We start from the raw sequence: 22,558 nt of genomic DNA on the forward strand, positions 1-22,558 counted from the left end.
AAAAAAGTTATTATTTCAAATCATCTTCTTTCACGAATACTCCATTAATCATTTTTCCTATACGGTCTTTAATTTCTTGATATGCCAATTCAACACATTGCTCAATGTTCAAGCCAAGTTGTTCAGACAAAATAACTAATACTACATACACATCACCAATAGAGTCTATAATTTGTTTACTGTTATTTTTCGCCATCCCTTGCGCAAGTTCTCCAACTTCTTCAATCAGTTTTAGCATTTGCTTATTTGGATCAGCTGTGTGTAAATTTCTATCAATAGCCCATTTTTTTATTTGTGTTGTTAAATCTTTCATTATTTTTCTTCCTCCTAACTTTTAATAGAGGCTCACCAGTACCCTTAAAATGCTGACAAACCTTTTTCCCAATCATTCCAGTCCCGTTACACATGAGGCATACATTCATATCAAACAGGCTTATTATGCTCATTTTAGTACCCTGTATTTTGACGTTCGTGGTTCACTTTGTTTTTCTCAAAGTAAGCTGTTTCTATCTCTTCCCATGTGAAGCCGAGCATTTCACCTAGACCGATGTATAATTCAAGACCTTCATGATAATATCCACCATTACCTTCCTCATACACATCCCAGTCCGTTTGGAACAAAAGTGTAAACTGCTTTGTTATGCTTGATAGTTTTAAATCATCAATTGCTAAAACTTCAATTAATTCGTCAATTCCATGTTCCAATCCAATCTCCAATACAAAATGCAATCCGTCCACATATTCTTCAAGGAGTGGATTGTTATATAACTTTCCATAACAGCCGATACAAGCCTTCCTTCCTAGACGGTTACAATGATTACATGTGTTCATACTAGTTCTTGGCTCTTGATCTTTGCTCCAAAACTTAAACCCTCTCCATTCATTCGCACATTCACCAATCTCAACCAGCAATGCTAATATTAATTTTTCAAATCGATCTTCACCGTTATAGCCGATTCTGTCACGCAGCACTTTTTGTGTATCGAATAATTTTTGTAGGTTCATTTTGATTCCTCCGTTTCTCTTGTCATTAAAGCTACTTAAAACAAATACAATTGATTAAAAGGAGTTGCTTATAATGTTGCAAATCATTTTCGAATTTGTAAGTAATTTAATTTTGGTTTTTACAAAAAATGATAAATATAAAATTTGATTCTCTCCCTCCCGAAGGAAGGAGAGTGAAGCTATTAATCTAATGAATCCTCATCGCTTGGAGAAGCAAATGGATCTCCGTCCAGTTCATCTTCTGTTTTGTCCACATCATCTAAAGAAAGTTGGTCTGGACTGATGTTAGCTGTTCCATCTTTATCAACTGAATAGGGAATGCCCTCGTGCTCGTCCTCAAAATCATCTGTACTCATTTGAGTTTCAACGATATGCAGCGTTACATCTGAGCCAGCTTTTTTATAGAAATTAAATGTATTTTCAGCAGAAGAATCGCCTTTTACGATAAAATCTAAAGTTGTTTTCTTACTGTCCTTTGTTATCTTGTTAAATTCACATTTAAGCTTATGTTCTATCCCCTCAATTTCAAGAAGAACCATTTCGCGAGTTAACTTGTTTAGTTCTGACTTTTTCTCGTCTTCACCTTTAACATAAAACTGTACTAACTCCTTCTTACTATCCTTTGTTTGTTTATTGAAATGTGCTTTAACAGTTACTTGCATGATTAATTCGCTCCTTTTAAGATAGTGTCTATTACTTGTGACTGATAGTTCATTAGTTGAATAGATTCTGTTTCTTGAACTACAAAGTGACTTAATGCTATTTGCGCCAGCACATACGCATCTATAACGTTGTCACTTTTATGGCTATAGTTAAAATGCTCAATCACAGCCGCCTTAACTGCCTTTTTCTTTTCTGAACCTGATAATCTTTTCTTATTTCCTGTTTCTCCTGTCCATCCAGTTACACCAACGTATTTTTTTAAAGCGTTAGGTGCGACTTCAATATAATTAATCTTCCTGGCATCAAGAGCCATTCGAATACCCCAGCCGATTCCACCGTTTTGAATAGCTTGCTGTGAAGCAAATCCGAATCCTTCAATCGCTATAACATCATCTTTTTTAATATGGTCCATTACATCTATAATCATGGTTCTCATTCGCTTAGGATCTACTTTTCCTATGCCTGTAATCTCTTTTTCTTTTAAAACATGGCCATGTTCATCGATTGCAACAAAACCTGTTTTAGTAGATGGATCTATTCCTACGAATCTCATATAGTTACTCCCTCACATTTAGGCAACATACTTTGTAATTCTAAGAACCATTCCCTATCCTTTGTATCAAGGGCTAAATCAATTAACTGATATAAATGATCTTCTTCTAGGCGATTATCCATTAATTTCATATCTTCAAAATCAACATCTATTAGTACTTGTTCAGCTGTAAAGTCTTTCCCATTAACTCTTTTTATAACTCGTACTTCACATTCTTCCGTTTTGTGAGAAACTGAAGTAATATACCCCACCCATGTAAAGCGACCATTAACAAGAACCCATTCACCCTTTTTAAAAGCTGCCATTTCGATTCCTCCTATTCCTTACTAGGTAATTCCGTAAAATGCTGCTTCCATCCTTGGAACAACAATCTAAAATCGTTCAATCCTGTATCTCGCCCTTTAGCTATTGTCTGTTGAATAACTTTTCCGCCCATTTCCGTATCGTCTGGATTGTGCCAAAGGAACTCAACTACATCTGCATCCTGTTCAATGGAACCACTCTCTTTTAAATGTGATAGCTGCGGCTTCAATGCCTTTTCAAACTCACGTGACATTTGAGAAAGCATATAGAAACAACACTCTAGTTCTCTCGCTATTTGCTTGGCTGCTCCTGTAACATTTCCGATAGCTTGAGATCTACTTTCACCTTTACGTTGTGGAATGTTCATAATCTGTAAATAGTCCACTGCAATTAAAGCTATTTTTCCATGCTTCTTCTTAAACTGCCTTGCTATTGCCCTTACTTCATCAATAGTGATATAAGGCTTGTCTTGTATGAAAATAGGCAAAAATTCAAAACCTTCATACGCATTTTTTAAAGTATCCAGTTCTTTTTCACTTAAAGTTTTTGCTTTAATTCTTTGATATGGAATACCTGTAACAGAAGACATCATCCTGTCTTTCAGTTCGTCTTCCCCCATCTCTTGAGAGAAAATAAGAACTACACCTTTATGTTGTTTAGCAGCTCCATAACACGTTTGAAGCATTTTAGCTGTTTTACCTACTGATGGTCTTCCAGCACTTACATATAACCAACCTCGCCATAATCCCTTCGCCCAATTATCAAAAAACTTGAACTCTGTTTTTATGTAATCTGCTTGGGTGGATAGATGTTTAAAGTAATCTTCTTTACTTTCAGAAAAGCTTCTCATTTTCACATTATCCTGCGGTCTCATTTCACCAACTAATGTTTCAATAGCAGAGAAATACTCTTCGTCCGTTTCATAATCATCCCTAGTCATTCCTTTGATGATCTCGCCCATGTTCTTTGCTCTACGTTCTAATGCCTTGGAACGAATAATCCTAGCGTAATATTCTGTACTAGCTGTAGAAGGACAAGCGGCTGTTAAATCCATTAGGTAGGATACACCGCCCATGTTTTCTACTTGGTCGAATTTCACATAGGTTTCTGTGACTGTTACTACATCAACTGGAACGCTTCTCTTTTCTAGATATCTCATAACCTTGTATATTTGTTGGTGCCTCTGAGAAGAAAAATCCCTAACTTCTAGAAAAGTAATTTCATCCAAAACATTCGAATCAATAAGGATAGCCCCTAATACAGATTGTTCAACCGAAATATCGTTAATTTCTTGTTCAGCTGCTCCAATCGAATTCACTAGGATCTCCCCCTGCTGCTACAAATTTAGAGAATGCTATATCCTTATCCCTAAAATCTTTAGTCTGCTTTTGTTGATTGGTATCAGACTTAAATTTTTGATTAACATAGTTCTCAAAGTTTTTTTGACTAAACAAAGTAGCTGGTCTAAGGTACTGACTCATCTTTTCATCTTGCAGCCACTCTTCGCATTTCACATCAATAACACGTTTAAAGTCTTCAACTGTTCGACCTTCATTCATCCGACCATTTATAAGCTTTTTATTTGCTTCTGATTTATGGCTGTAGTTCTTGCCTGTCTTTTCGTTTAAGTAAGAAAGAATTTCAACATAAACGTTATTATCTTTATTTCTTTTACTTTCTTTTACTTTCTTTTCTTTTGTGGTGTTATTGTCTACATTTTCGGGATTAATGTCATCATTAACCGAGTTATTGTCTACATTAACTTCATTTACTAAGTCATATTCGGGTTTTATGATCACTCCTTTTCGTCTATTGACGGCAAGAAGAAATCTTTTTTGGAACCCTTTTGAAGTAAGGATTCCATACTTATCATATAACTCTTGATGAAAAAATCCCCACTTCAAACATTCCTGAACAACCTCATTGACAAAGTCTGCAGCCTCCACGATTTTCATTGAAAAAACATACTGCTCTTTCTCCGTCCAGTGATAGAAATAGCCATTCCTATACACCTCCATCATGAGACGAACAATCACCCCAAAACCCTTCATGCCGTATTTAGCAACAACAACTATGATTTTTTCGTCTTGGTCAATATCAGTGTCCAATGGAAAGTATTCGAGTCCTTCTTTTGTTGGCCTTGCCATCTGAATCACCATCCGATCACTGTGTTACTAATTGACTTTTTATAAACTCAGTAATATCTTTTGCAAAGTTATATCTGTCTTTTTCTTCATCTTCGTATGGCTCTTCTAGCCAAATATTTAACATCATATCGACCTGACAAATTAGCTTATCAGTTGAATTTAATTCATATCCGTTAGCAACTGCTTGAATATATTTTGTTGCATTCTCTAAAGCATATTTTTTAAGTACTACTGCATCTCCAACTTGAGCAATGTGGGTAATGTTTAGAAAAATGACATCCATCTCTTCTTTCTTCAATAACCTTCCCCATGTTCTTTTTAAGTTTTCAAATGCGTTATATACATCAAGTGGTAGTTCAACCTTTTCCACTTAAATCACCTCAATTTTGTAATGTTCATTTTGTTTGTATCCCTTTTTCATAAGCGCTCTAATGGTGGTCATTTTAGCAAGCGCAGGCATGTTATTTTTGCTTGATAAATGTGTTAGGTATATTTGTTCTCCTAATCCCTGAACTAGCTTAGAAAGGGCTGTAGCTGTCTGCTCATTAGATAAATGTCCCACACGTGAGAGAATCCTAGCTTTTACTCTGTCAGGATAATCGGAAACCTCCACCATGTTAGGTTCATGATTTGATTCGATAATATAAATCTGTGAAAACTCCATCTTTTCAAGAATTAGTTCATCTACATGTCCAGTATCTAAACAGATAGAGCATTTATTATTTTCATAATCCGTTACTGCATATCCAACTGGATCATAAGCATCATGGTAAGTCTTGAAGGATTCAATAAAGAACTTATCCTCAAAATTAATGCTATCTCCTGCTTTAAAAGATCTCTTTAATTCATCATCTACTTTAGGCATAGACTTCCATTCATTTTCGGCAGCATAGACTGGAATCTTATATTTATTAGCTAAAGGCAATCCCTGCACATGGTCCTTATGGGCATGTGTGATAAAGATGGCCACAATGCTTGTTGGTGAAATACCAACTTCCAATAACCTTTTTTCAATCTTTGTTTTAGCAATACCAACGTCAACAAGAATAGTAGATTGATTGGAACGAATGGCAATCACGTTGCCACTCGAACCACTTGCTATAATGTCTACTTTCATGAGTATCAGTCCAAACTGTCCGCACTAGACTCTTGAGCTTCTTTCAAATCGATATGCATGTCCAATAAATCATTTAACCCAGTTAGTTGTGCTAAAGTTGGGTTTTTACCAACTAAATCAGGAGCATGCTGTTCGATATATGCAGCAATTGCATCTTTACCAACAATGCCTAGCTTCTTAAATTTAGCGTTCATTTCAGCACGAGCCTTTTCTGTAGGAGTTAGCTTTTTAGGCTCTTCTTGCTTAGGTGTATCAATTACTTCTTGTGTTGGAGTAATATCTTTTCTTTCTTGTGGCTTATACTCTGGAATATTAGTTTCTGGCTCGCCATGAGTAATTGTTTCATCCTCAAATTCAAGACCGTATTGCTTTTTCAAGGCACGTTGTTGAACGTGTTTTCCAAACATATCAGCTGTCCACTTATTCCAGTTATCTTTATTTTGGCCAGTGAACATATGAGAAACTTCTTCAATGTCCATAATTACTGTTACAGGTCTATGTCCATCACGATAAGCAATAGAATAGGCACCAATGATTTTTCCTCGCGGGAAGCCAATTTCATGAAGAACTACTTCCATTTCCTTTGTTTCTTTGTTCATTGCAATTTTAAATTCATCATTCTCATGCACCATTTGTGTATCAGGTGGTTGAAAGCCTTCTTGTTGTCTAGCCTTAGCAAGATACGCTTCTGCAGCAAACTGAATACGAGCTGTGTTTCCATATTTGATAAAGAATATTTCATTTTTGAATGGATCCAATCCGTAAGAAGCAGCCTTATGTGCGAACAATAAAAACTCCTGGTCACTTGCTGTTGGTGCAATTGATGTTCTAATCACCTGTAGTACTTCTGGTTTAAATGCTTCTGTGATTTCCGGTGTATATTGTACGATTGAGTTATTAGCCATTTTATTTCCTCCAAGTTATCGATTATTTTTTAATATGTCTCTAGTGGTACCTGTGTTTCTATGAATCAATGAAACTTTCTCACCATGGTTTTTATAAATCAGCCAGTTGTCGGGATTAAGACCAGCTTTTCGAATGTTTTCTTTTTGTTTGCGAGTAGGATTTTTACCTTGTTTCATCATCCCACCGCCTTAATATCTAATTTTTGATTAACTACTACTCGACAAAGTATCAGCTGGCCAATAGGCTCCTTAAATTTGGTTATAGACTCTGCATTATCAATAAATACTGGTGTAATCAATTCACTTTGAGCAGATAACACATCTCTAAGTTCTAAGCCAGCTCGAATAGTTTCAGAGAGTGATAGCTTGCTGTAAGGTTTGCCATCCATTTCAATTTCAAAATCCGGCTTGATTTCTCCATCTGTCTTATTTTGTTTAAATAAACGAACAGATAAAGTAGTGAATAAGGCTTGTACTTTTTCGGCCTGTAATTCAGCTTCTTTTGCTTTATAGTCCTTAATGCTATCTAGAATAAAGATGGATTCGTTTAGCGTTTTTAAGCACTCTTTTTCCTCTGCTTTTGCTTGTTCTACCTGGTCCACGTAATGCTTATAATCTTTATGTTTAGCAATCTCTTTTTCTAGTGGTTCTATCTTAGATTGCAATTCCATAAGTTTTTCTCTTGTTTCAGAAACATCGATATATTCCAATGTTTTTAGTTCTTCTTCCAATTTTGTTCGTTGAGCAATAACATCATTAAAAGAAGCTTTAAAGTTATCCATTCTTTGTTGTTTTTCTTCTTCTGCTGCTTTTAAGGATTCATCTTGCAAAGGCTGTTTACAAACACGACAATGGTCCTCAATTTTCTCTTCTTTGAGTAGAGCCCAATCATCTTTCATGCTGTCTCTCTCTCTATTCAGATTGTGAATTTTAGTATTGAGCGTATTAATTTTTATGTTTACATCATTCGCTGAATCGTTGATTTCATCTAATTCTTTTCTTTGCTTAAGTAATGGCTTCAATTCAGCTTGCAATGACTCTAATGGAACACTTGGAGCATGATATTCTAATTGCTCTTTTAGTGTTTTTGTTTTACTTTGTGCAGCAATATACTGTTTATCCAGGCGCTTCTTTTTATCTGAATGTGCTGCCTTCACATCATCTATAGATTGCTTTTTAAGCAGTGGTTCAAGTACTTCTGATTGCTTGTCCAGCATGTGTATTAATACTTCTTTTTTTAGTGGAGCAGAGATATATTGCAGAAGCATCGCACGTTGCTTTTCCCAATGCATAGTGAAAAAGTAATTTGGATTATAAAGTGATAAAAACAAATCCTTATCAAATAATTCATTCACAAAGTTATTAAATTTTGTTGCAGCTGTCGGTACTTCATTGACATAGCATTGTGATTTACCTTTTTTTAATACACGTTCTATTAGCACTTGTTTTCCATCTACATCAAGCAATAATGAAACTTTTGTTTCGTCCGAATCGTAAGTAATCGGAGTAGGATCTAGTTTACTTCCAAAAGTATCTGTGTTATAAAGTAACCATGTAATGGATTGCGGAATGGTTGATTTACCTTCCCCATTGTCCCCGGTGATATCAGTTCTCTCGCCAAAGGAAACCAGGATATCACTGTGGGACTTGAAATTAATAAGTTTTAGTTCTTTAAATTGAATCTTCATAATGCCCTCCTTATCTAATTGTTCTTCTTGGAAATGCTTGCGAATTTCTTTTTCTTTCTGCATTAATAAAGTTATTTATAGTATGCTTTTCTACTCCTAGTATCTCGGCAATTTCATGAAGACGTAATCCAGTACTATATTGCTCATGAATAAACTTCTTGTCTTCTTCGTCCAAGATTTTATTATTTGAATTAGCTTGCTTCCCATTTTTGTATCCATTCATAGAAGCTTCTTTTCTCTTCATTTCGTGGATATTGGAAAACTTAACGCCTGCTGGTCTTTCTTTTGGCACAATCGGATGCTTTGCTATGTAAGCCAACCGTTCTTCTTCTGTCATCTGCCAAACAATAACTTCACCGTGTAAGCCCATATGTATCACCTCCTTAAAATATTCCAACTTCATCATCAAATTTTGCAACTTGCGCAAAAAGAGTTCCGACTTTTGTCGATGTAGTAATTAGTCAATACATATAAATGTGTGAGAAATTCCAGACTCATCGTTTGGTGTTAATTCAGTACAAGCTTGAATTTCTGCTAAATCACTGGAACGAAAGGCTATTTCCATCGCTTCATTTTTGTCTTTTGCATCAATTAATAACCATTGCTCTTGGGAATCTTCTGTTTCTCCAAAACATATGAACTTTTTCATTTACCTCACACCCTTCTTTGCCTTTAACAATCTTTGCTTTTCTTCTGAATTAAGCTTTAACCATTCAGCTGGTTTGATTTTCATTACAACCAACTCCCTTTCAATGGTTTAAATGGTGGAAATTTAACTTCTGGTACGTTAAGAATCATTGGCTCCTTTTTCGGACAAAGATCTCTATGCAATAATTCAATAGCTTCTTTCACCGTTTCAGTAGGAATATCATGATCTTTAGCAAATCTTAGTATGGATGTTGCAAATTCGAATTTCTGTAATGGCTGCTTCATTTGGTAGTCCTCCTTTTAGATTAATGGTCTCCATGTCTTCACCCATGATATGGCTTCTTCATAATCAAGTTTTCTCAAGTCACGATAAGTCGGTACTCCAAACGCATCTCTAAAGTTTCTGTGGATGCATGGGAACAATTTCTTTAGGTCTAACCCATTCGGATTGGCTGTTTCGAATACTTTGTACACACGCTTTTTAATCTGTTTCTGCAAGGCATTCTGTTCGAATGAATCTATTCTTACGTTGTCTTCTAGTTTGGATAAACGCCCGTCGTATTCAACTAGCTTTTCTTCATGTTCTAGAGTTAGTTTTAAGGCTTCCACACGTTGTTCGCGATCTGTAAGTACTTTTGGTTTTCTTAGTTCTTCTTCCATTAAGTTAAATGCTTGAATATATTTTTCTTTGTATTCAGCAGCTTTTGCACCTGTGTAACCAAACACTAGAAATGCTAATCCATCACGTTTAATTAAGTATTTTTTATACGTTCTATTTCGTTCATCCGTATAATCGATCTCCGCAAAATTGTGGAGATTAAATTCTTCGCTACATTCCAAATTTCTAATATCTCGTAGTACAACATCGTGTCGTTTCCCAAACACTTCTGCAACTGTCAAACTATCTGTGAATACTTGATTGTCATTTACAAAAACTAATTGGCTCATTTTGTTTCTCCTCTCTCTTTTTTTCTTCTAATCGTTCTTCTTCCAGTATCCGAGGAACTGAAGTCTGTAAAAGAAAAACACATAATTTTTTTAATGCTTCATCTGAAGGTTGGTTCATCTAATTAACACCTCACTACCTTTAAACGGTACTATCATTTAAAAAAAATTCATCATCGTGCTTTCCATCATTAACATTTGGAAGTCTAATCAAATCAGAAGGTATATCATAAAGTTTTGCTGCCTTTTGTAAAACATGACCAGGAATAGCGGTTTGCCCGCGTTCATATCCACCAAGAGTTTTTTCAGTAATACCAAGTTCCTTTGCTGCTTCCATCTGCTTTAATCCTGCATTAACTCTAGCTGCTGCTAATGATATTTGAAACACTCTGTTCATGCTCTCAACTCCTTTCCTTATTTCTATGTTTTTAATATACTACCTTTAAACGGTATTGTCAATCATTAAAATGAAAAAAAGTACCGAAAAAAAGTATTTTACCTCTTTACAACACTACCGAAAAACGGTAATATTAAGGAAGAAAGGAGGTGTAGAAATGAGCGAGAAAGAAAATTTAAAACAAATTATGGCTAAGAATATTAAGAAATATTTAGACCGAATGGGGAAAAATCAAACTGATTTAGCTAGAGATTTAAACATACCAGAAACAACCGTTTCTAACTGGATGAAAGGAAATACATATCCAAGAATAGATAAGATACAATTAATGGCTGATTATTTTGGTATTTATCGTTCTGATCTTACAGAAGACAAGCCTAATAACCTATACTCTACTACTACAGAATTAGTTAAAGTTCCTGTTTTAGGAACAATAGCTTGTGGAGATCCAATATATGTAGAAGAAAACTTTGTTGGTTATAGATACGAATCACCTGAAAACTTACCAAATGGAGAAATTTATTACCTTGATGCTAAAGGTGATTCAATGGAGCCTACTATTCCGGATGGATCTTCAGTGATGATTAGACAACAAAGCGACGTAGAAAATGGAGAAATAGCAGCAGTGTTAATAAATGGAGATACTGAGGCAACTTTAAAAAGAGTAAAAAAACTTGGTGGTCTTGTTATGTTAATGCCTGAAAACCCTGCTTATGAACCTATTATTGTAAACAAAGAAAATCCAGCAAGAATCATAGGTAAGGCAATTAGATTTACAGTTGATCTTTAAATTACTAGCTAGCAATTTAAATGATGGGGAGCGACGGCTCTCCTTTTTTTAAAAGGAGGAATTTTTTAATGAAAGTAGCATTATATATACGTGTTTCTACAGAAGAACAAGCAGAAGAAGGTTATTCAATTAAGGCTCAGTTAAATCGCTTAGAGTCTTATGCCGCTTCTCAAGATTGGAAAGTTGTAAAAACTTATATTGATGACGGCCAAAGTGCCAAAGATATGAACCGTACTGAATTAACGAAGATGCTAGAAGATATTAATGATGGGATATTTGACTGTGTACTAGTCTATAGATTAGATAGATTAACTAGATCAGTACTTGACTTATATACAATGTTAAATACTTTCGAGCAATATAATGTAAAGTTTAAATCCGCTACGGAAGTATACGATACAACAACCGCAATGGGTAGATTATTTATAACCCTAGTTGCAGCTCTTGCTCAGTGGGAAAGAGAAAATATGGGTGAAAGAATAAGAATGGGATTAAACCAAAAAGCAAAAGAAGGAAAATGGGCAATTAATGTTCCTCCTGTTGGTTTTGATCGTGCTGGGGATTTCCTAAAAATTAATGAAAAGGAAGCCGAAGTGGTTAAGGAAATTTTTGATACTTATTTAACTGGACTTTACGGAATGACTAAGATAGCCAAAATGATGAACGATAAAGGTTACCGAAGCAAGGCTGGAGTCAGTTGGAAAACAGCAACCATTCGTTATGTATTAACTAATAAAATCTATATAGGGACAATGAGATATAACTACAGAGTTAATAAAGAACAATATTTTGAAGTTGAGAATGTAGTAGATCCAATTATTACTCCTGAAAAATTTTATGAAGTACAAGAAATGATAAAATCACGTTCAGTTAAACACCCAAGAAGAGCAACTAGCCCGCATATATTTACAGGCGTTTTAAAATGTGTTAGATGTGGTGGAGTAATGAACAGTAAGACAAGCAGTATGAAAAGAAATAATAAAAAATACACATCTCACCACTACTATTGCAACAACAAAAGATATGGTACTTGTGATGCTCCCAGTATTGCTCAAAGTTATTTAGAAATTCAATTCCTTAACAAAATTTCAGAATGGAATTTAAAAAACGAAGTTACTGACTATGCAACTTCTTCCCTTTCTGAAAAAAACAATTCGAATATAAAGATAATAAAAATTAACAACGAATTAGTCGAATTAGAAAAACGAAGATCAAAATGGCAATATGCTTGGGTAAATAATATGATTTCTGATGATGATTTAAGGAAAAGAAATTTTGAAGAAGATGAAAAAGAAAAAAAACTGAGGGAAGAACTTTGGAATTTACAAAATAACATAGAAAATAACTCAAAAGATGCTAAGTTGTCTTTGTTGTTAAAAGATCTTCAAAAAAATTGGAGTAAATTAGAAACTCATGAAAAGAAAAAATTTATTCAATTAGTTGTAAAAGAAATTAAAGTTAATAAAACTGAGCAACGACTAACACCTGAGTCTGTTGTAATTGAAAGTATAGCCTTCTTATAACCCTGCATGTGTCTATTATCAATACTAAATGACCTGTTAAACTCGCCCTTATTGCAATATGAGCGGTTTCTTTATCGCGGATTTCGCCAACCATAATAATATCTGGATCATGGCGAAGAATTGCTTTTAAGCCAGTGGAATACGTAATACCTGCTTTCTCATTGACTTGAACTTGCAAAACGTTTTCCTGCGTTTTTTCAATGGGATCTTCTAAACTAATTACATTTCGCTGATAAAGATGAGCATTTTCATTTAGGAGAGAGTAGAGTGTTGTTGTTTTCCCTGATCCAGTTGGACCGGTCAGAATTATTAATCCGTGTGCGTGCTTTAGCAAGGAGATTAATTTACGAGAAATATTTGGAAATAAAGAGATGTGATAGATTGGAAGCATATTTTGGTCGGAAAGTAAACGAATTACTAAACTCTCATGAGGGTGAGATGGTAAGGTTGAAAGTCGTAAGCCAATATACTGACCTTTGACTGTTGTGGAAATGGATCCATTTTGCGGTTTTCTTCTTTCGCCAATATCCATAGAAGCTGTAAATTTAAAATGAGAGATCAACTTGTCACATTCATTTGCTGAAATTACTAAGTAATTAATTAAATGATTGGCAATTCTAAATTGGAGAACAGATTCCTTCTGTTTTGGGGTTATGTGAATATCAGTAGCATTCTGTTCTACTGCTTCACATATAATACGATTTGCTAGAGCTTCAATCGATAACACTTATATTTAACACCACCTTTATATTTTTCAAATATGTATTTCGACAAAAAAGGGTAAATTCCTTCTTTCTTTTTAATTTTTTTGCTAAATTTAATGTCAGAATATACTTATACAATAGTATTGTCCTTTTCCATCACTACATTGACTAACAATCTTTCCAAGAAGTTCAACAAATCTGTATAAAATGCCAGCTCCTATCCATACTATAGATGTCAACTATTTTGGGCTATAGCCAAGTGGTAAGGCAACGGACTTTGACTCCGTCATTCGTTGGTTCGAATCCAGCTAGCCCAGTAGAGACCCGTGTTCTGGGTCTTTTTTTGTAAAAAAGCCTCGAGTAGATCGAGGCTTTACCTTTTATTATACATTCATATCATCATGCCGAATCTGTGACTTTTCGATTTGGATGGTTGTATGTTCCATATTAAATTTAGCTTTCAGACGATCAATCGCGACCTGTAGAATTACTTGACTATCACTCTTATCATCAATTAATAAATGGCAGCTTAGTGAATCCAATCCAGAAGTGATTGTCCATATATGCAAGTCATGAACATCGATAACTCCAGCGATTCCTTCCAACTCCTTTTTTACCTCTTCTTTATTAATAGTGGTTGGTGTTCCTTCCATTAAAATATGGATGGACGTTTTTATTACTCCCCAGCCGCTTTTCAAAATTAATAGCGCAACTACAACAGATATGATTGGATCAGCAATATACCACTTAAAGAAAATCATGAGGCAGCCTGCAATTATTGCGCCAACAGAGCCCAATGCGTCACCTAGAATGTGTAAATAAGCACTTCGCAAATTAACATTGCCCTCTACATCGCCTTTTCTCAATAATGCTAGGGCACTGATCATATTCGCTAATAGTCCAATTACAGCTATTATCATCATCGTTCCACTTGAGACAGCAGGTGGTTGGGAAAATCGTTCGATTGCCTCTAATATGATAAAAAAGGCGATAACAAACAATGTAACACCATTAAATAAGGCAGCTAAAATTTCAAAACGATAATAGCCGTAGGTTTTACTCGAAGAGGCAGGTCGTGTGGCGAACCAGATTGCTAGAAAGCTTAAAAAAAGAGAACTTGCATCACTTAGCATATGACCTGAATCTGACAATAAAGCAAGACTATTTGTAAGTAAACCACCAAAAAACTCTAACAGCATAATACCAGTTGTTATGATTAACGCTATAAGTAAGCCCTTTTTATTTCCTTCTCTTATTTCTTCGAAACCATGATGATGTCCATGATGACTATGGTCGTGCCCATGAGAATGTCCCATCTTATCTTCCTCCTGTTTCTAAAAAATGATATTTGCTTGCTTTTTACATGTTTCTCCGTAAATGTTGATAGATATATGCTGCATCATCCCCAACTCCTTGAAGCAGACTGGAAGCTCTATTTGTTTGCCATGGTAATCCTAAAAAATACAATCCAGCAATATTCGTTATTCCCTTCTTATGAATAGGATTTCCGTTTACATTTATTACTTGTGGAATGTTAATCCAACTATAATCATGATAAAAACCGGTAGCCCAGATAACAGTGTTAACTTTTAGTCTGCGTTTATCTATAAACTCAAAAGTATCATCGACAATTCTTTCTGTGCGCGGAAATACTGTTATTGCTCCACTTTTTATTTTTGCCCTTAATTCAAATCCAAAAACTGGGTCTGGTTTCTTCCTTAGCCATTGACCTATTTTGGAATAGGTACTTGCTTTATATATTTTCATTTTCTCAAATAACCAGAAAATACTCTTATTCCCTATATTTTGTGGTAAAAAACGAATTTTATGACCTACTGATAGGTATACCAAATATTTGTCTGAAAGCTCCGCTGCAACTTGCGCCCCTGAATTCCCGGCTCCTACAATTAAAACCGGTCCTTCTTTAATTTGTTTCGGATTATGATATTGCGATGTATGAAGCTGGACTACATTTTCAGATAAACTAGAAGCAAATGAAGGTATCAATGGTTTTTGAAAGGGACCAGTAGCAATAATCACTTTTTTAGCTGCTAATACACCCTCATTAGTAACTACCTTAAAGCCTTCCTTTGTCTTTGATAGTTCCTTTACCTCTGTATTTAATTGAACTGGCAGCGAAAACGTGGTCGCATAATCAAATAAATAGTCTGCTATTTCATTTTTTGTGGGATAGCCATCCAAATCCCCATACAGCGGAAATCCAGGAAGAGAACTGTAAAAACGTGGAGTAAACAAAGTTAATGAATCATATCTCTTTCTCCAGCTTTCACCTATAGATGTTTCTTTTTCTACTATGAGAAAAGATAAGCCGCTTTTCTTTAAAAAGTAACCCATCGCAAGCCCGGCTTGCCCGCCGCCAATTATTATTACATCGTAACTCATAACAACCGTCCTCCATTATATGAATATGTGTTCATATATTCATTATAATCTAATTAATAAATCTGTCAATAAAAATTAACAATAAGTTCCACTTCTCTTTTAATAATCTATTTAAAACGTTGCTCATGCTTCAAATAGTGAATATGTACAATTTATGAACAAAATATTTGTGAAGTTGTGAACATTTTATAAACTTATCGTTTTAACCATGTTTATGGTAGATTGCTATATTATAATAAAGAAAATTAGTCCTCAGGAGGAACATTTAATATGGAAAATACACTAAAAGTTACAAATGTCTTATCAGATCCAACTCGTTTCTATATTTATCAGTACATTACAAAACTTCATCAAGATGTCACTGTTCAAGAAATAGCGGATGAATTTTCCATCCATCCAAATGTAGCTCGCTTGCATTTATCTAAGTTAGAAGATGTAAGAATGCTACACTCAGAAACAAAAAAAACAGGTAAAGGTGGTCGCCCCAGCAGACTATATCGTTTATCAGATGAAGTTATTCAATTTAGCTTTCCTTTTCGAGATTATCAATTATTAAGCAGCATTTTATTGAAAACGCTTGAAAGCCTTGGAGCAGAGGGAAGCAAAGCACTTTATGAAACAGGAAAAACATTTGGCAAAGAGATGATGGAGCAGGAGATTGCACGTATTACAAACAACACAGCACTATTATCGAATGAGGATAAAATACGTTTATTACAAAATGCTAGTTTAATGACCGGACAGTTACCTGCATTGGAATGGAATGATGATCAAACCTCTTTATATTTTGAAATTTATAACTGTCCATTTAAAGAAGTAGCTGTAGAACATAAGAAGAAAGTTTGTACCATGCACCAATCCTTCTTTACAGGAATGTTCGAAGCTTTGTTTAAAGATGTTCAGTTAATCGAGAAACAAAATATTATTACTGGTTGTGATCAATGCGCTTATAAAACAATCGTGCAATAAAAAAAGAGAAGGAGCCCCTTCTCTTTTTCTCATTTAAAAGCCATTAATATATGGATTATGGTCCATTTCATGCTCAATCGTCGTTTTTCTGCCATGACCGGAAAGCACTAATGTGTCTTCAGGTAAATTCAATAACTTCTCATGGATACTAGTTAGCAATGTTCTTTGATTCCCGCCAGCTAAATCTGTTCGGCCGATACTTTCATAGAAAAGGGCATCGCCTACAAATGCCCAATTCTCCTTTTCAAAATAAAACGTAACACTGCCTGGAGAATGCCCTGGTGTCTCCATCACTTGAAAGGTAAAATCACCGATTGTCATGCTTGGATTTTCATCTAAGAAATGCTCAGCAGGTCTTGTTACAATCGGATTCGGCAGCCTAAATGCTTCACTGCCGTTTAATTTCGGATTAATTAGCCATTCTTCCTCTTTGCTATGTACATATACGGGAATACTATACTCTGTCCGAACATCTTCCACTGCACCAATATGGTCAAAGTGAGCATGTGTTAACAGAATTGCTATAGGAGATAATCCTAACTCCTGAATTATCTTTATTAACTTTTCTCCATTTGCCCCAGGATCTATCACCAAACAATCCTTGTTTTCATTCCATATTAAATAACAATTTGTCTGGATTGGTCCTAAAGGAATTTGTTTATACTCCATCCCATAACCCCTCCTATCTACTCTCTAATTGACTTACAACACGTTCTACTTTATCTTCCATTTTTCTACTAATATCCCGTCTATCATCAATTCGGATATTTGTACAAACACGAACAAGCCCTTTTTCAAAAGGAACTTCATGCATAGCTTGGATTACTTCAAATAAAACAGGAAGCTCTCCCTCAATAATTGTATTCATCGGCGTTAATTGGAACCGAATTTGCCCTTTTTCCTCATAACCCATAAGCACTTTTTGTATATCTGCTACATATGCACTTACACTTGGTGTTTGTGTTCCTACTGGTATAACTGTTACATCTACAATTGCCATTAACTATATTCTCCTTTCAACCGTATATTTAACCATATATAAGACAAAGATACTTGATTATGTTCCATGATTATGATGGCATATTTTTATGCCATCATCAACTATTGTGAATAGTGGTAGAAAATAAGGAGCTAATTTCGCCCGTTTCCATATCCAGCATATTTTCATAATAATAACCAAATAGACAATATTTTCCATCACTCGAAATTTGGATAGGCTGATCCTCTAATTCCATTTCCGTATCTATCTTTTTGCTTTCACCTGTTTCCATATTTATTTCAACAAGATTAAAGCCATCTTGATAAGTTTCCGCATTACCACTATTTTTGGGAACAAAAGTAAGAAATTTATTCTCATAAAAAGTATAGTTTGGTACTAACCAATTGGAAAATTTAGATAATCTAGGTAAGCGGACACTTCCTTGCTTCTTTAATTCAGAATCATAAAAGGTATAAATGGCTTCCTCTTCTTTAGATGAACCGGCCAGAGTAAGGAGATAACCATTTTTCTCTTCTATAAAATAAATATCAGGTACGTCCCATTCTTTTTCTTCTTTTGTTTCCAAATTGAAAATTTTAAGAGGAGCGTAAAAGGAAGGGGAGCTTTGGTCCCACTCTAAATACATTACTTTTTCCTTTGATTGCCATTGGGGAAAGGGCGTAGACACAGGAAAATCACTTAATTCATTTTCTTGAATATCCAATACAGATACTTTACTTTCCCAATCCTTGGTGAAAGTAGTAATTAATAGTTCATTTTCACTATAAGGATTCCACGCAAAATCTGTTTCATAGCTTTGCAATTTTCTAGTAAGCACTTCATTTCCCTTCATATCAATGATATGAATTTCTCCTTCTTCATCAGAAAGAGCATTGTATATTAAAAGTTGATTTTTATTGAGTATCACATTTGACAATTCTGTTACCGATTCATATAAAGGAATATGCTTTCCAGTATAGATGTTATAAGTGTAAATTTTATTAACACCCTCTACTTTCGCCGAATAACAAATTGTATCATTCTTTATCCAGCCATATACTTGCTCAAAATCTCCTTCAACTGGACTAATAGGAGGAAGCATCGTGTTGTTATTGATATTTTTGTCCTTCGCTTCATTTTCACTGGCTGAATTATTCTGTCTTGGTACACAGCCAGACAGAATAAGTGTGAAAAAAGTGAAGAGAAGAACTATTCCTAGTGTGTTTCTCTTACCTAATGGAAACATTTTTCACACTCCTATACTACTTTTCATGTTTTATTTACTCTATAGAATAGTAACATAAAAAAGCCGATTTTTTCGGCTTTTTTTCAAATACGCTTTGATATTTTACTAAAATGAGAAATATTCCTCCATAATAGGTGCTTATTTACACTCCATACATTTCATCTACTGTAAATCTACAAATATAAAGACGCTAAGAAAATCGTTGATGTGTCATGATAGATTTCAGTAAATTGGGATAGAGGAAGAGGATTTATCCCTTTTCCCAACTCTAATGTAAATCCTGGCTTTCTAAATTCTTGAATAAACCAATCTTTATAACCAGCATGACTATCTACATTTTGAATGGCTTTATATCCACTCACTCTATAAAATTCATTTGCTATCGTTTGCGATTCTGCTGGCTCTAGCCCTTCATAGCCCCAATAAAATTCTTTTCCTTGCGTATGCAATGCTATTAAACAGTCAAAATTCTCTTTATGCGCAAGCTTCGCCATCACTTGAGCCTCAGGTTCAGACAATGGCGTGTCTCCCGGATAATCTCTTGGTGCTGGCGATTTTGGTTCTTTCCTTTCCTTTTCAATTTCCCAATTTGCCGGAAATTGATTATTCAAATCAACCCCACGGATATTTGCCTTCCAGCTAGTGAAATCAGTGCTTCCACCATTTATCGAGAATAATTTCTCCTTCTCTTCTTCTGGAGGACCATTTAAGACCAAATTAACTCCATCTGGATTGACCATCGGTACAATGGATAAGTCAACAGACTGATATAATGGCATTGTATGAACACGATGAATATTTGTCCCATTCGTTAAAGATAATAAAAAATCATTCAAAAACACCATTAAAATCGGCGTAGTAATCCATTCATTGGCATGGAATGATGCATTTATATGAACCTTTTTTGTACCTTTTCCTATTCTAATTTCCTCAATATTATGTCCTAATACACTTTTACCAATACTCTTCACTTGAATGAATGGAAAAATTTTCTTTAATCTATTTAGATCGACTTGCAAGGAATGATAATCATACTTTTTCTTTCCCTGTACTATTCTTCCAATAATGCGATTTGGAATATAAATTTCATCGCCTACTTGAAGATTATTCGGATTTACATGTTGGTTTATTAATAAAATACTATCCACTGAAATATTTCTTACTCCTGCCAATTTCCACAGAGTTTCTCCCTGCTTTATCTTATGAACCTGTAATTCAAATCCAGGTATTTGGATAGTTTCTGAAGCTGCTAATTTATTCGGATTAACATGAGGATTACTGTCTAAAATAAGATTCAAGGGAACCATAAAAAGCTGACTATAGTACCAAAGTGTATCTCCTGGTCTCAATTTAATCTCCATATGCCCACTCCTCTCCCTATATATATATGAACCGCACTAAAAAACATTACTTATGGTACTTTTTCTTATTCATAAAAAAGCTTTGTGACAAAGTAGGTATTTCTACATTTATCACAAAGCTCCATCATTCTACTTTTTTTTATTCGCTTCTTCTACTATATCAAGCATCCCTTTTTCTTTATCATAGAACCGCAATAAGTCTCCATAAATAATACTATCAGAATACTGCAATTCTAAATTCGCCTGCTCTATATAAGGCTCACACCCGTCTCCATTGACTGCTTCTCCAGTTGCTCGATCATAACAAACTTCTTTCGTATACACATAATCATTTGTGATAAAGCTGCCATCTCGTAAGACAACAAATGGATCCTTGTTATCAGAGAAAAGATCAGATCCAAATTGAATATCATTTTTTGTCTCGATCCCGAGCAAATGAAGAAGAGTCGGCTTGATATCCACTTGACCAGATACTGTTGACAATGTTTTCCCTTCCATTCCTGGAATATGGATAACAAAAGGCACTCTTTGTAATTGAGTGCTTACAAAAGGAGTCACTTCTTCTCCTAATAACTCACTCATTGCTTTATTATGATTTTCCGAAATGCCATTATGATCTCCATACAGTACAATAATGCTATTTTCATAGAGACCTTCTTCTTTTAGTTTCTCAATAAAATTTTTCAATGCTTCATCCTGATAACGGACAGTAGGAATATAGTTATTCAGTGTTTTACTGCCGGTTGTTAATGGCTCGATAAATTTGTCTTCCTCTTCTAACTCAAAAGGAAAATGATTTGTCAGCGTAATAAATTTACTATAAAAAGGCTGCGGCATTTCTTTTAAATGGGCGATTGATTGCTCGAAGAAGTCAATATCCTTCAGCCCCCAGCCAACAGAGTTTTCCTCATTCACCTCATAATCATTAATCTCATAAAATCGTTGGTATCCTATACTTTGGTACATAATATCACGATTCCAGAAACTCTTATTATTTGCATGTAAGGAAGCTGTGTAATATCCATTTTCATTTAAAATTTCAGGAGTTGCCTGATATTCATTTCCAGAATGAGTAAAGAAAACAGCCCCTCTACTTAATGGATACAATGAATTTTCCACAATGAATTCCGAATCTGAAGTTTTACCTTGTCCAGTTTGGTGGTAGAAATTTTCAAAATAGAAGCTCTGTTTAATAAAATCATTTAAAAATGGTGAAATTTCTTCGCCATTAACTTCTCGATTGATTGTAAACGACTGAGTAGACTCTAGACTAACCATGATTACATTTTTACCTTTAGCAATACCAAACATGTCCTTATTTGGTTCTGTATAATTTGCCTGATTATAATTAACCATATCTGTTAATTCACTGCCATCTGCAAATGCTCTTTGTGCAGAAGTCTTTGTTTGCAGAAAAATATCATAAAGTTGATAATTATATGTTCCAATATTTTTCACTAAAAGCTCTCTATCAAATGTTCGAGTTAACAATTGCGTTCTTTGCGTTTCTGCTAAACTTAGATTAAAAAAAGCTAAGCTTATCGTAAGTAAATAGAAAATACTCTTGTGAACTCTTGTGTATTTCGGAATTTTTACAAATGCTGGTTTCTTTTTCATAATGACAATAAGCAAAATAATATCAACAAAGAAAAGAATATCCGTAACATGGATTAACTCTCTAATACTACTTCCTAAATCACTCATATTACTTGTTTGAAATAAAAGCGGCAGAGTTAAAAAATCTGTATAAACTCGATAAAAAACCACATTTGCGTACAAAACAAACGAGAGAATCAGACTTGAAATTAATATATATCTCTTTTGATTTTTTTCTGAGAAAAACATGGATATTCCTAGTATAAATAATATGGAACTTAAAGGATTAATGATTAATATGAATTGTTGAATCCAATTTTCAATTTTAATATCAAAGCTTGTAATATAGGCAATATTTGTTTTAATCCATAGTAAAACTGTTGCAATCGTTATAAGTGATAGCTTTGACCACTCCAATTTTTTCTTAAACAATGGTGAATCCTCCTAACTATTGATCAAACAAAATCTCGAAAATTATCACTTTACACATTTTACAATATTTTTATTATATAAAGCTAATCTTTATGAAATTTTAATCTAATTTTCATCTTTGTGTATTATTATAATAGCTTACTCTTTTTTAAACGTCCAATCAGACGAAAATTTTCAGAAATTT

The 22,558-nt window shown here is 34.4% G+C and carries 29 protein-coding genes and 1 tRNA gene; 4 read left to right on the top strand and 26 right to left on the bottom strand.

The features are described 5' to 3' along the window. Positions 1–10: 10 nt before the first annotated feature. The 18 genes from MHH96_RS21065 to MHH96_RS21150 all read right to left on the bottom strand — a co-directional run bounded on the left by MHH96_RS21065 (position 11) and on the right by MHH96_RS21150 (position 10,362). Positions 11–313: a MazG-like family protein gene (locus MHH96_RS21065; protein WP_341117963.1), complete on the bottom strand. Its 303-nt coding sequence runs from the start codon at positions 311–313 to the stop codon at positions 11–13. 134 nt (positions 314–447) lie between these two features. Further along, entirely contained in the window at positions 448–1,005 is a 558-nt protein-coding gene (locus tag MHH96_RS21070) for a dUTP diphosphatase (protein WP_341117964.1), read from the bottom strand. A 182-nt stretch (positions 1,006–1,187) separates the two neighbouring features. Next, the gene (locus MHH96_RS21075; protein ID WP_341117965.1) at positions 1,188–1,667 is read right to left on the bottom strand and encodes a hypothetical protein; all 480 of its coding nucleotides are present in this window, start codon (positions 1,665–1,667) and stop codon (positions 1,188–1,190) included. Between the two features lie 2 nt (positions 1,668–1,669). Then, positions 1,670–2,221, bottom strand: coding sequence for a hypothetical protein (locus tag MHH96_RS21080; protein WP_341117966.1), 552 nt, complete (start codon positions 2,219–2,221; stop codon positions 1,670–1,672). Further along, complete coding sequence (locus MHH96_RS21085) at positions 2,218–2,526, bottom strand: IDEAL domain-containing protein (RefSeq protein ID WP_341117967.1); 309 nt, start codon at positions 2,524–2,526, stop codon at positions 2,218–2,220. The genes MHH96_RS21080 and MHH96_RS21085 overlap by 4 nt, the downstream gene beginning before the upstream one ends. A gap of 11 nt (positions 2,527–2,537) precedes the next feature. Next, complete coding sequence (locus MHH96_RS21090; RefSeq protein WP_341117968.1) at positions 2,538–3,842, bottom strand: replicative DNA helicase; 1,305 nt, start codon at positions 3,840–3,842, stop codon at positions 2,538–2,540. After that, on the bottom strand, positions 3,820–4,671 hold the full coding sequence (locus tag MHH96_RS21095; protein WP_341117969.1) for a conserved phage C-terminal domain-containing protein: 852 nt from the start codon (positions 4,669–4,671) through the stop codon (positions 3,820–3,822). Before MHH96_RS21095 ends, MHH96_RS21090 begins: the two co-directional genes overlap by 23 nt. Positions 4,672–4,687: 16 nt before the next feature. Continuing rightward, positions 4,688–5,041, bottom strand: a complete 354-nt coding sequence (locus MHH96_RS21100) for a hypothetical protein (RefSeq protein ID WP_341117970.1) — start codon at positions 5,039–5,041, stop codon at positions 4,688–4,690. Next, positions 5,042–5,788 (bottom strand): MBL fold metallo-hydrolase, encoded by a 747-nt coding sequence (locus MHH96_RS21105; RefSeq protein ID WP_341117971.1) that lies wholly within the window; start codon positions 5,786–5,788, stop codon positions 5,042–5,044. It abuts the gene before it with no gap. A gap of 5 nt (positions 5,789–5,793) precedes the next feature. After that, on the bottom strand, positions 5,794–6,693 hold the full coding sequence (locus tag MHH96_RS21110) for a RecT family recombinase (protein ID WP_341117972.1): 900 nt from the start codon (positions 6,691–6,693) through the stop codon (positions 5,794–5,796). A gap of 15 nt (positions 6,694–6,708) precedes the next feature. After that, the gene (locus tag MHH96_RS21115; RefSeq protein ID WP_312093734.1) at positions 6,709–6,870 is read right to left on the bottom strand and encodes a DUF6906 family protein; all 162 of its coding nucleotides are present in this window, start codon (positions 6,868–6,870) and stop codon (positions 6,709–6,711) included. Beyond that, the gene (locus MHH96_RS21120) at positions 6,870–8,381 is read right to left on the bottom strand and encodes an AAA family ATPase (protein ID WP_341117973.1); all 1,512 of its coding nucleotides are present in this window, start codon (positions 8,379–8,381) and stop codon (positions 6,870–6,872) included. The genes MHH96_RS21115 and MHH96_RS21120 overlap by 1 nt, the downstream gene beginning before the upstream one ends. A gap of 10 nt (positions 8,382–8,391) precedes the next feature. After that, positions 8,392–8,751 (bottom strand): hypothetical protein, encoded by a 360-nt coding sequence (locus MHH96_RS21125; RefSeq protein WP_341117974.1) that lies wholly within the window; start codon positions 8,749–8,751, stop codon positions 8,392–8,394. Positions 8,752–8,838: 87 nt separating this feature from the next. Beyond that, complete coding sequence (locus MHH96_RS21130) at positions 8,839–9,030, bottom strand: hypothetical protein (protein WP_047943125.1); 192 nt, start codon at positions 9,028–9,030, stop codon at positions 8,839–8,841. 83 nt (positions 9,031–9,113) lie between these two features. Further along, the gene (locus tag MHH96_RS21135; protein ID WP_341100355.1) at positions 9,114–9,314 is read right to left on the bottom strand and encodes a hypothetical protein; all 201 of its coding nucleotides are present in this window, start codon (positions 9,312–9,314) and stop codon (positions 9,114–9,116) included. A gap of 15 nt (positions 9,315–9,329) precedes the next feature. Next, positions 9,330–9,977, bottom strand: coding sequence for a Rha family transcriptional regulator (locus tag MHH96_RS21140; RefSeq protein WP_341117975.1), 648 nt, complete (start codon positions 9,975–9,977; stop codon positions 9,330–9,332). Then, positions 9,952–10,095, bottom strand: a complete 144-nt coding sequence (locus MHH96_RS21145) for a hypothetical protein (RefSeq protein ID WP_341117976.1) — start codon at positions 10,093–10,095, stop codon at positions 9,952–9,954. Before MHH96_RS21145 ends, MHH96_RS21140 begins: the two co-directional genes overlap by 26 nt. A 21-nt stretch (positions 10,096–10,116) precedes the next feature. After that, on the bottom strand, positions 10,117–10,362 hold the full coding sequence (locus MHH96_RS21150) for a helix-turn-helix domain-containing protein (RefSeq protein ID WP_341118143.1): 246 nt from the start codon (positions 10,360–10,362) through the stop codon (positions 10,117–10,119). Between the two features lie 166 nt (positions 10,363–10,528). On the opposite strand from MHH96_RS21150, the gene MHH96_RS21155 reads away from it, so the two are divergent. Both MHH96_RS21155 and MHH96_RS21160 read left to right on the top strand, forming a co-directional pair. Continuing rightward, positions 10,529–11,161: a LexA family protein gene (locus MHH96_RS21155; protein WP_341117977.1), complete on the top strand. Its 633-nt coding sequence runs from the start codon at positions 10,529–10,531 to the stop codon at positions 11,159–11,161. A gap of 68 nt (positions 11,162–11,229) precedes the next feature. Continuing rightward, a complete protein-coding gene (locus MHH96_RS21160) occupies positions 11,230–12,684 on the top strand; it encodes a recombinase family protein (RefSeq protein WP_341117978.1) in 1,455 nt (484 codons plus the stop codon). Here MHH96_RS21160 and MHH96_RS21165 read toward each other — a convergent pair. Further along, a complete protein-coding gene (locus tag MHH96_RS21165; RefSeq protein ID WP_445669000.1) occupies positions 12,620–13,411 on the bottom strand; it encodes an ATPase, T2SS/T4P/T4SS family in 792 nt (263 codons plus the stop codon). The two genes, MHH96_RS21160 and MHH96_RS21165, sit on opposite strands and share 65 nt — an antisense overlap. Positions 13,412–13,633: 222 nt before the next feature. Here MHH96_RS21165 and MHH96_RS21170 point away from each other — a divergent pair. After that, positions 13,634–13,705, top strand: a tRNA-Gln gene (locus MHH96_RS21170). Between the two features lie 66 nt (positions 13,706–13,771). Here MHH96_RS21170 and MHH96_RS21175 read toward each other — a convergent pair. Continuing rightward, the gene (locus MHH96_RS21175) at positions 13,772–14,704 is read right to left on the bottom strand and encodes a cation diffusion facilitator family transporter (RefSeq protein WP_047941244.1); all 933 of its coding nucleotides are present in this window, start codon (positions 14,702–14,704) and stop codon (positions 13,772–13,774) included. A gap of 43 nt (positions 14,705–14,747) precedes the next feature. Next, positions 14,748–15,791: a flavin-containing monooxygenase gene (locus MHH96_RS21180; protein WP_341117979.1), complete on the bottom strand. Its 1,044-nt coding sequence runs from the start codon at positions 15,789–15,791 to the stop codon at positions 14,748–14,750. A gap of 270 nt (positions 15,792–16,061) precedes the next feature. Here MHH96_RS21180 and MHH96_RS21185 point away from each other — a divergent pair, with 270 nt between their 5' ends. Continuing rightward, positions 16,062–16,760, top strand: a complete 699-nt coding sequence (locus tag MHH96_RS21185; RefSeq protein WP_341117980.1) for a helix-turn-helix transcriptional regulator — start codon at positions 16,062–16,064, stop codon at positions 16,758–16,760. A gap of 33 nt (positions 16,761–16,793) precedes the next feature. Here the strand turns inward: MHH96_RS21185 and MHH96_RS21190 are convergent, their stop codons facing one another. The 5 genes from MHH96_RS21190 to MHH96_RS21210 form a co-directional block, all read right to left on the bottom strand. Next, entirely contained in the window at positions 16,794–17,429 is a 636-nt protein-coding gene (locus MHH96_RS21190; protein WP_047941247.1) for an MBL fold metallo-hydrolase, read from the bottom strand. 13 nt (positions 17,430–17,442) lie between these two features. Then, a complete protein-coding gene (locus MHH96_RS21195) occupies positions 17,443–17,760 on the bottom strand; it encodes an MTH1187 family thiamine-binding protein (protein ID WP_047941248.1) in 318 nt (105 codons plus the stop codon). Positions 17,761–17,857: 97 nt separating this feature from the next. Continuing rightward, on the bottom strand, positions 17,858–18,985 hold the full coding sequence (locus MHH96_RS21200; protein WP_061798534.1) for a YqgU-like beta propeller domain-containing protein: 1,128 nt from the start codon (positions 18,983–18,985) through the stop codon (positions 17,858–17,860). A gap of 173 nt (positions 18,986–19,158) precedes the next feature. Then, positions 19,159–20,346 carry a M14 family metallopeptidase gene (locus MHH96_RS21205; RefSeq protein WP_341117981.1) on the bottom strand — a complete coding sequence of 396 codons (1,188 nt, stop codon included), beginning with the start codon at positions 20,344–20,346 and terminating at the stop codon, positions 19,159–19,161. 129 nt (positions 20,347–20,475) lie between these two features. Then, the gene (locus tag MHH96_RS21210; RefSeq protein ID WP_341117982.1) at positions 20,476–22,374 is read right to left on the bottom strand and encodes an LTA synthase family protein; all 1,899 of its coding nucleotides are present in this window, start codon (positions 22,372–22,374) and stop codon (positions 20,476–20,478) included. Positions 22,375–22,558 lie beyond the last annotated feature (184 nt).

The organism is Niallia sp. FSL K6-0212 (genome assembly GCF_038007605.1).
GTDB classification, from domain to species: Bacteria; Bacillota; Bacilli; order Bacillales; family Cytobacillaceae; genus Niallia; species Niallia circulans.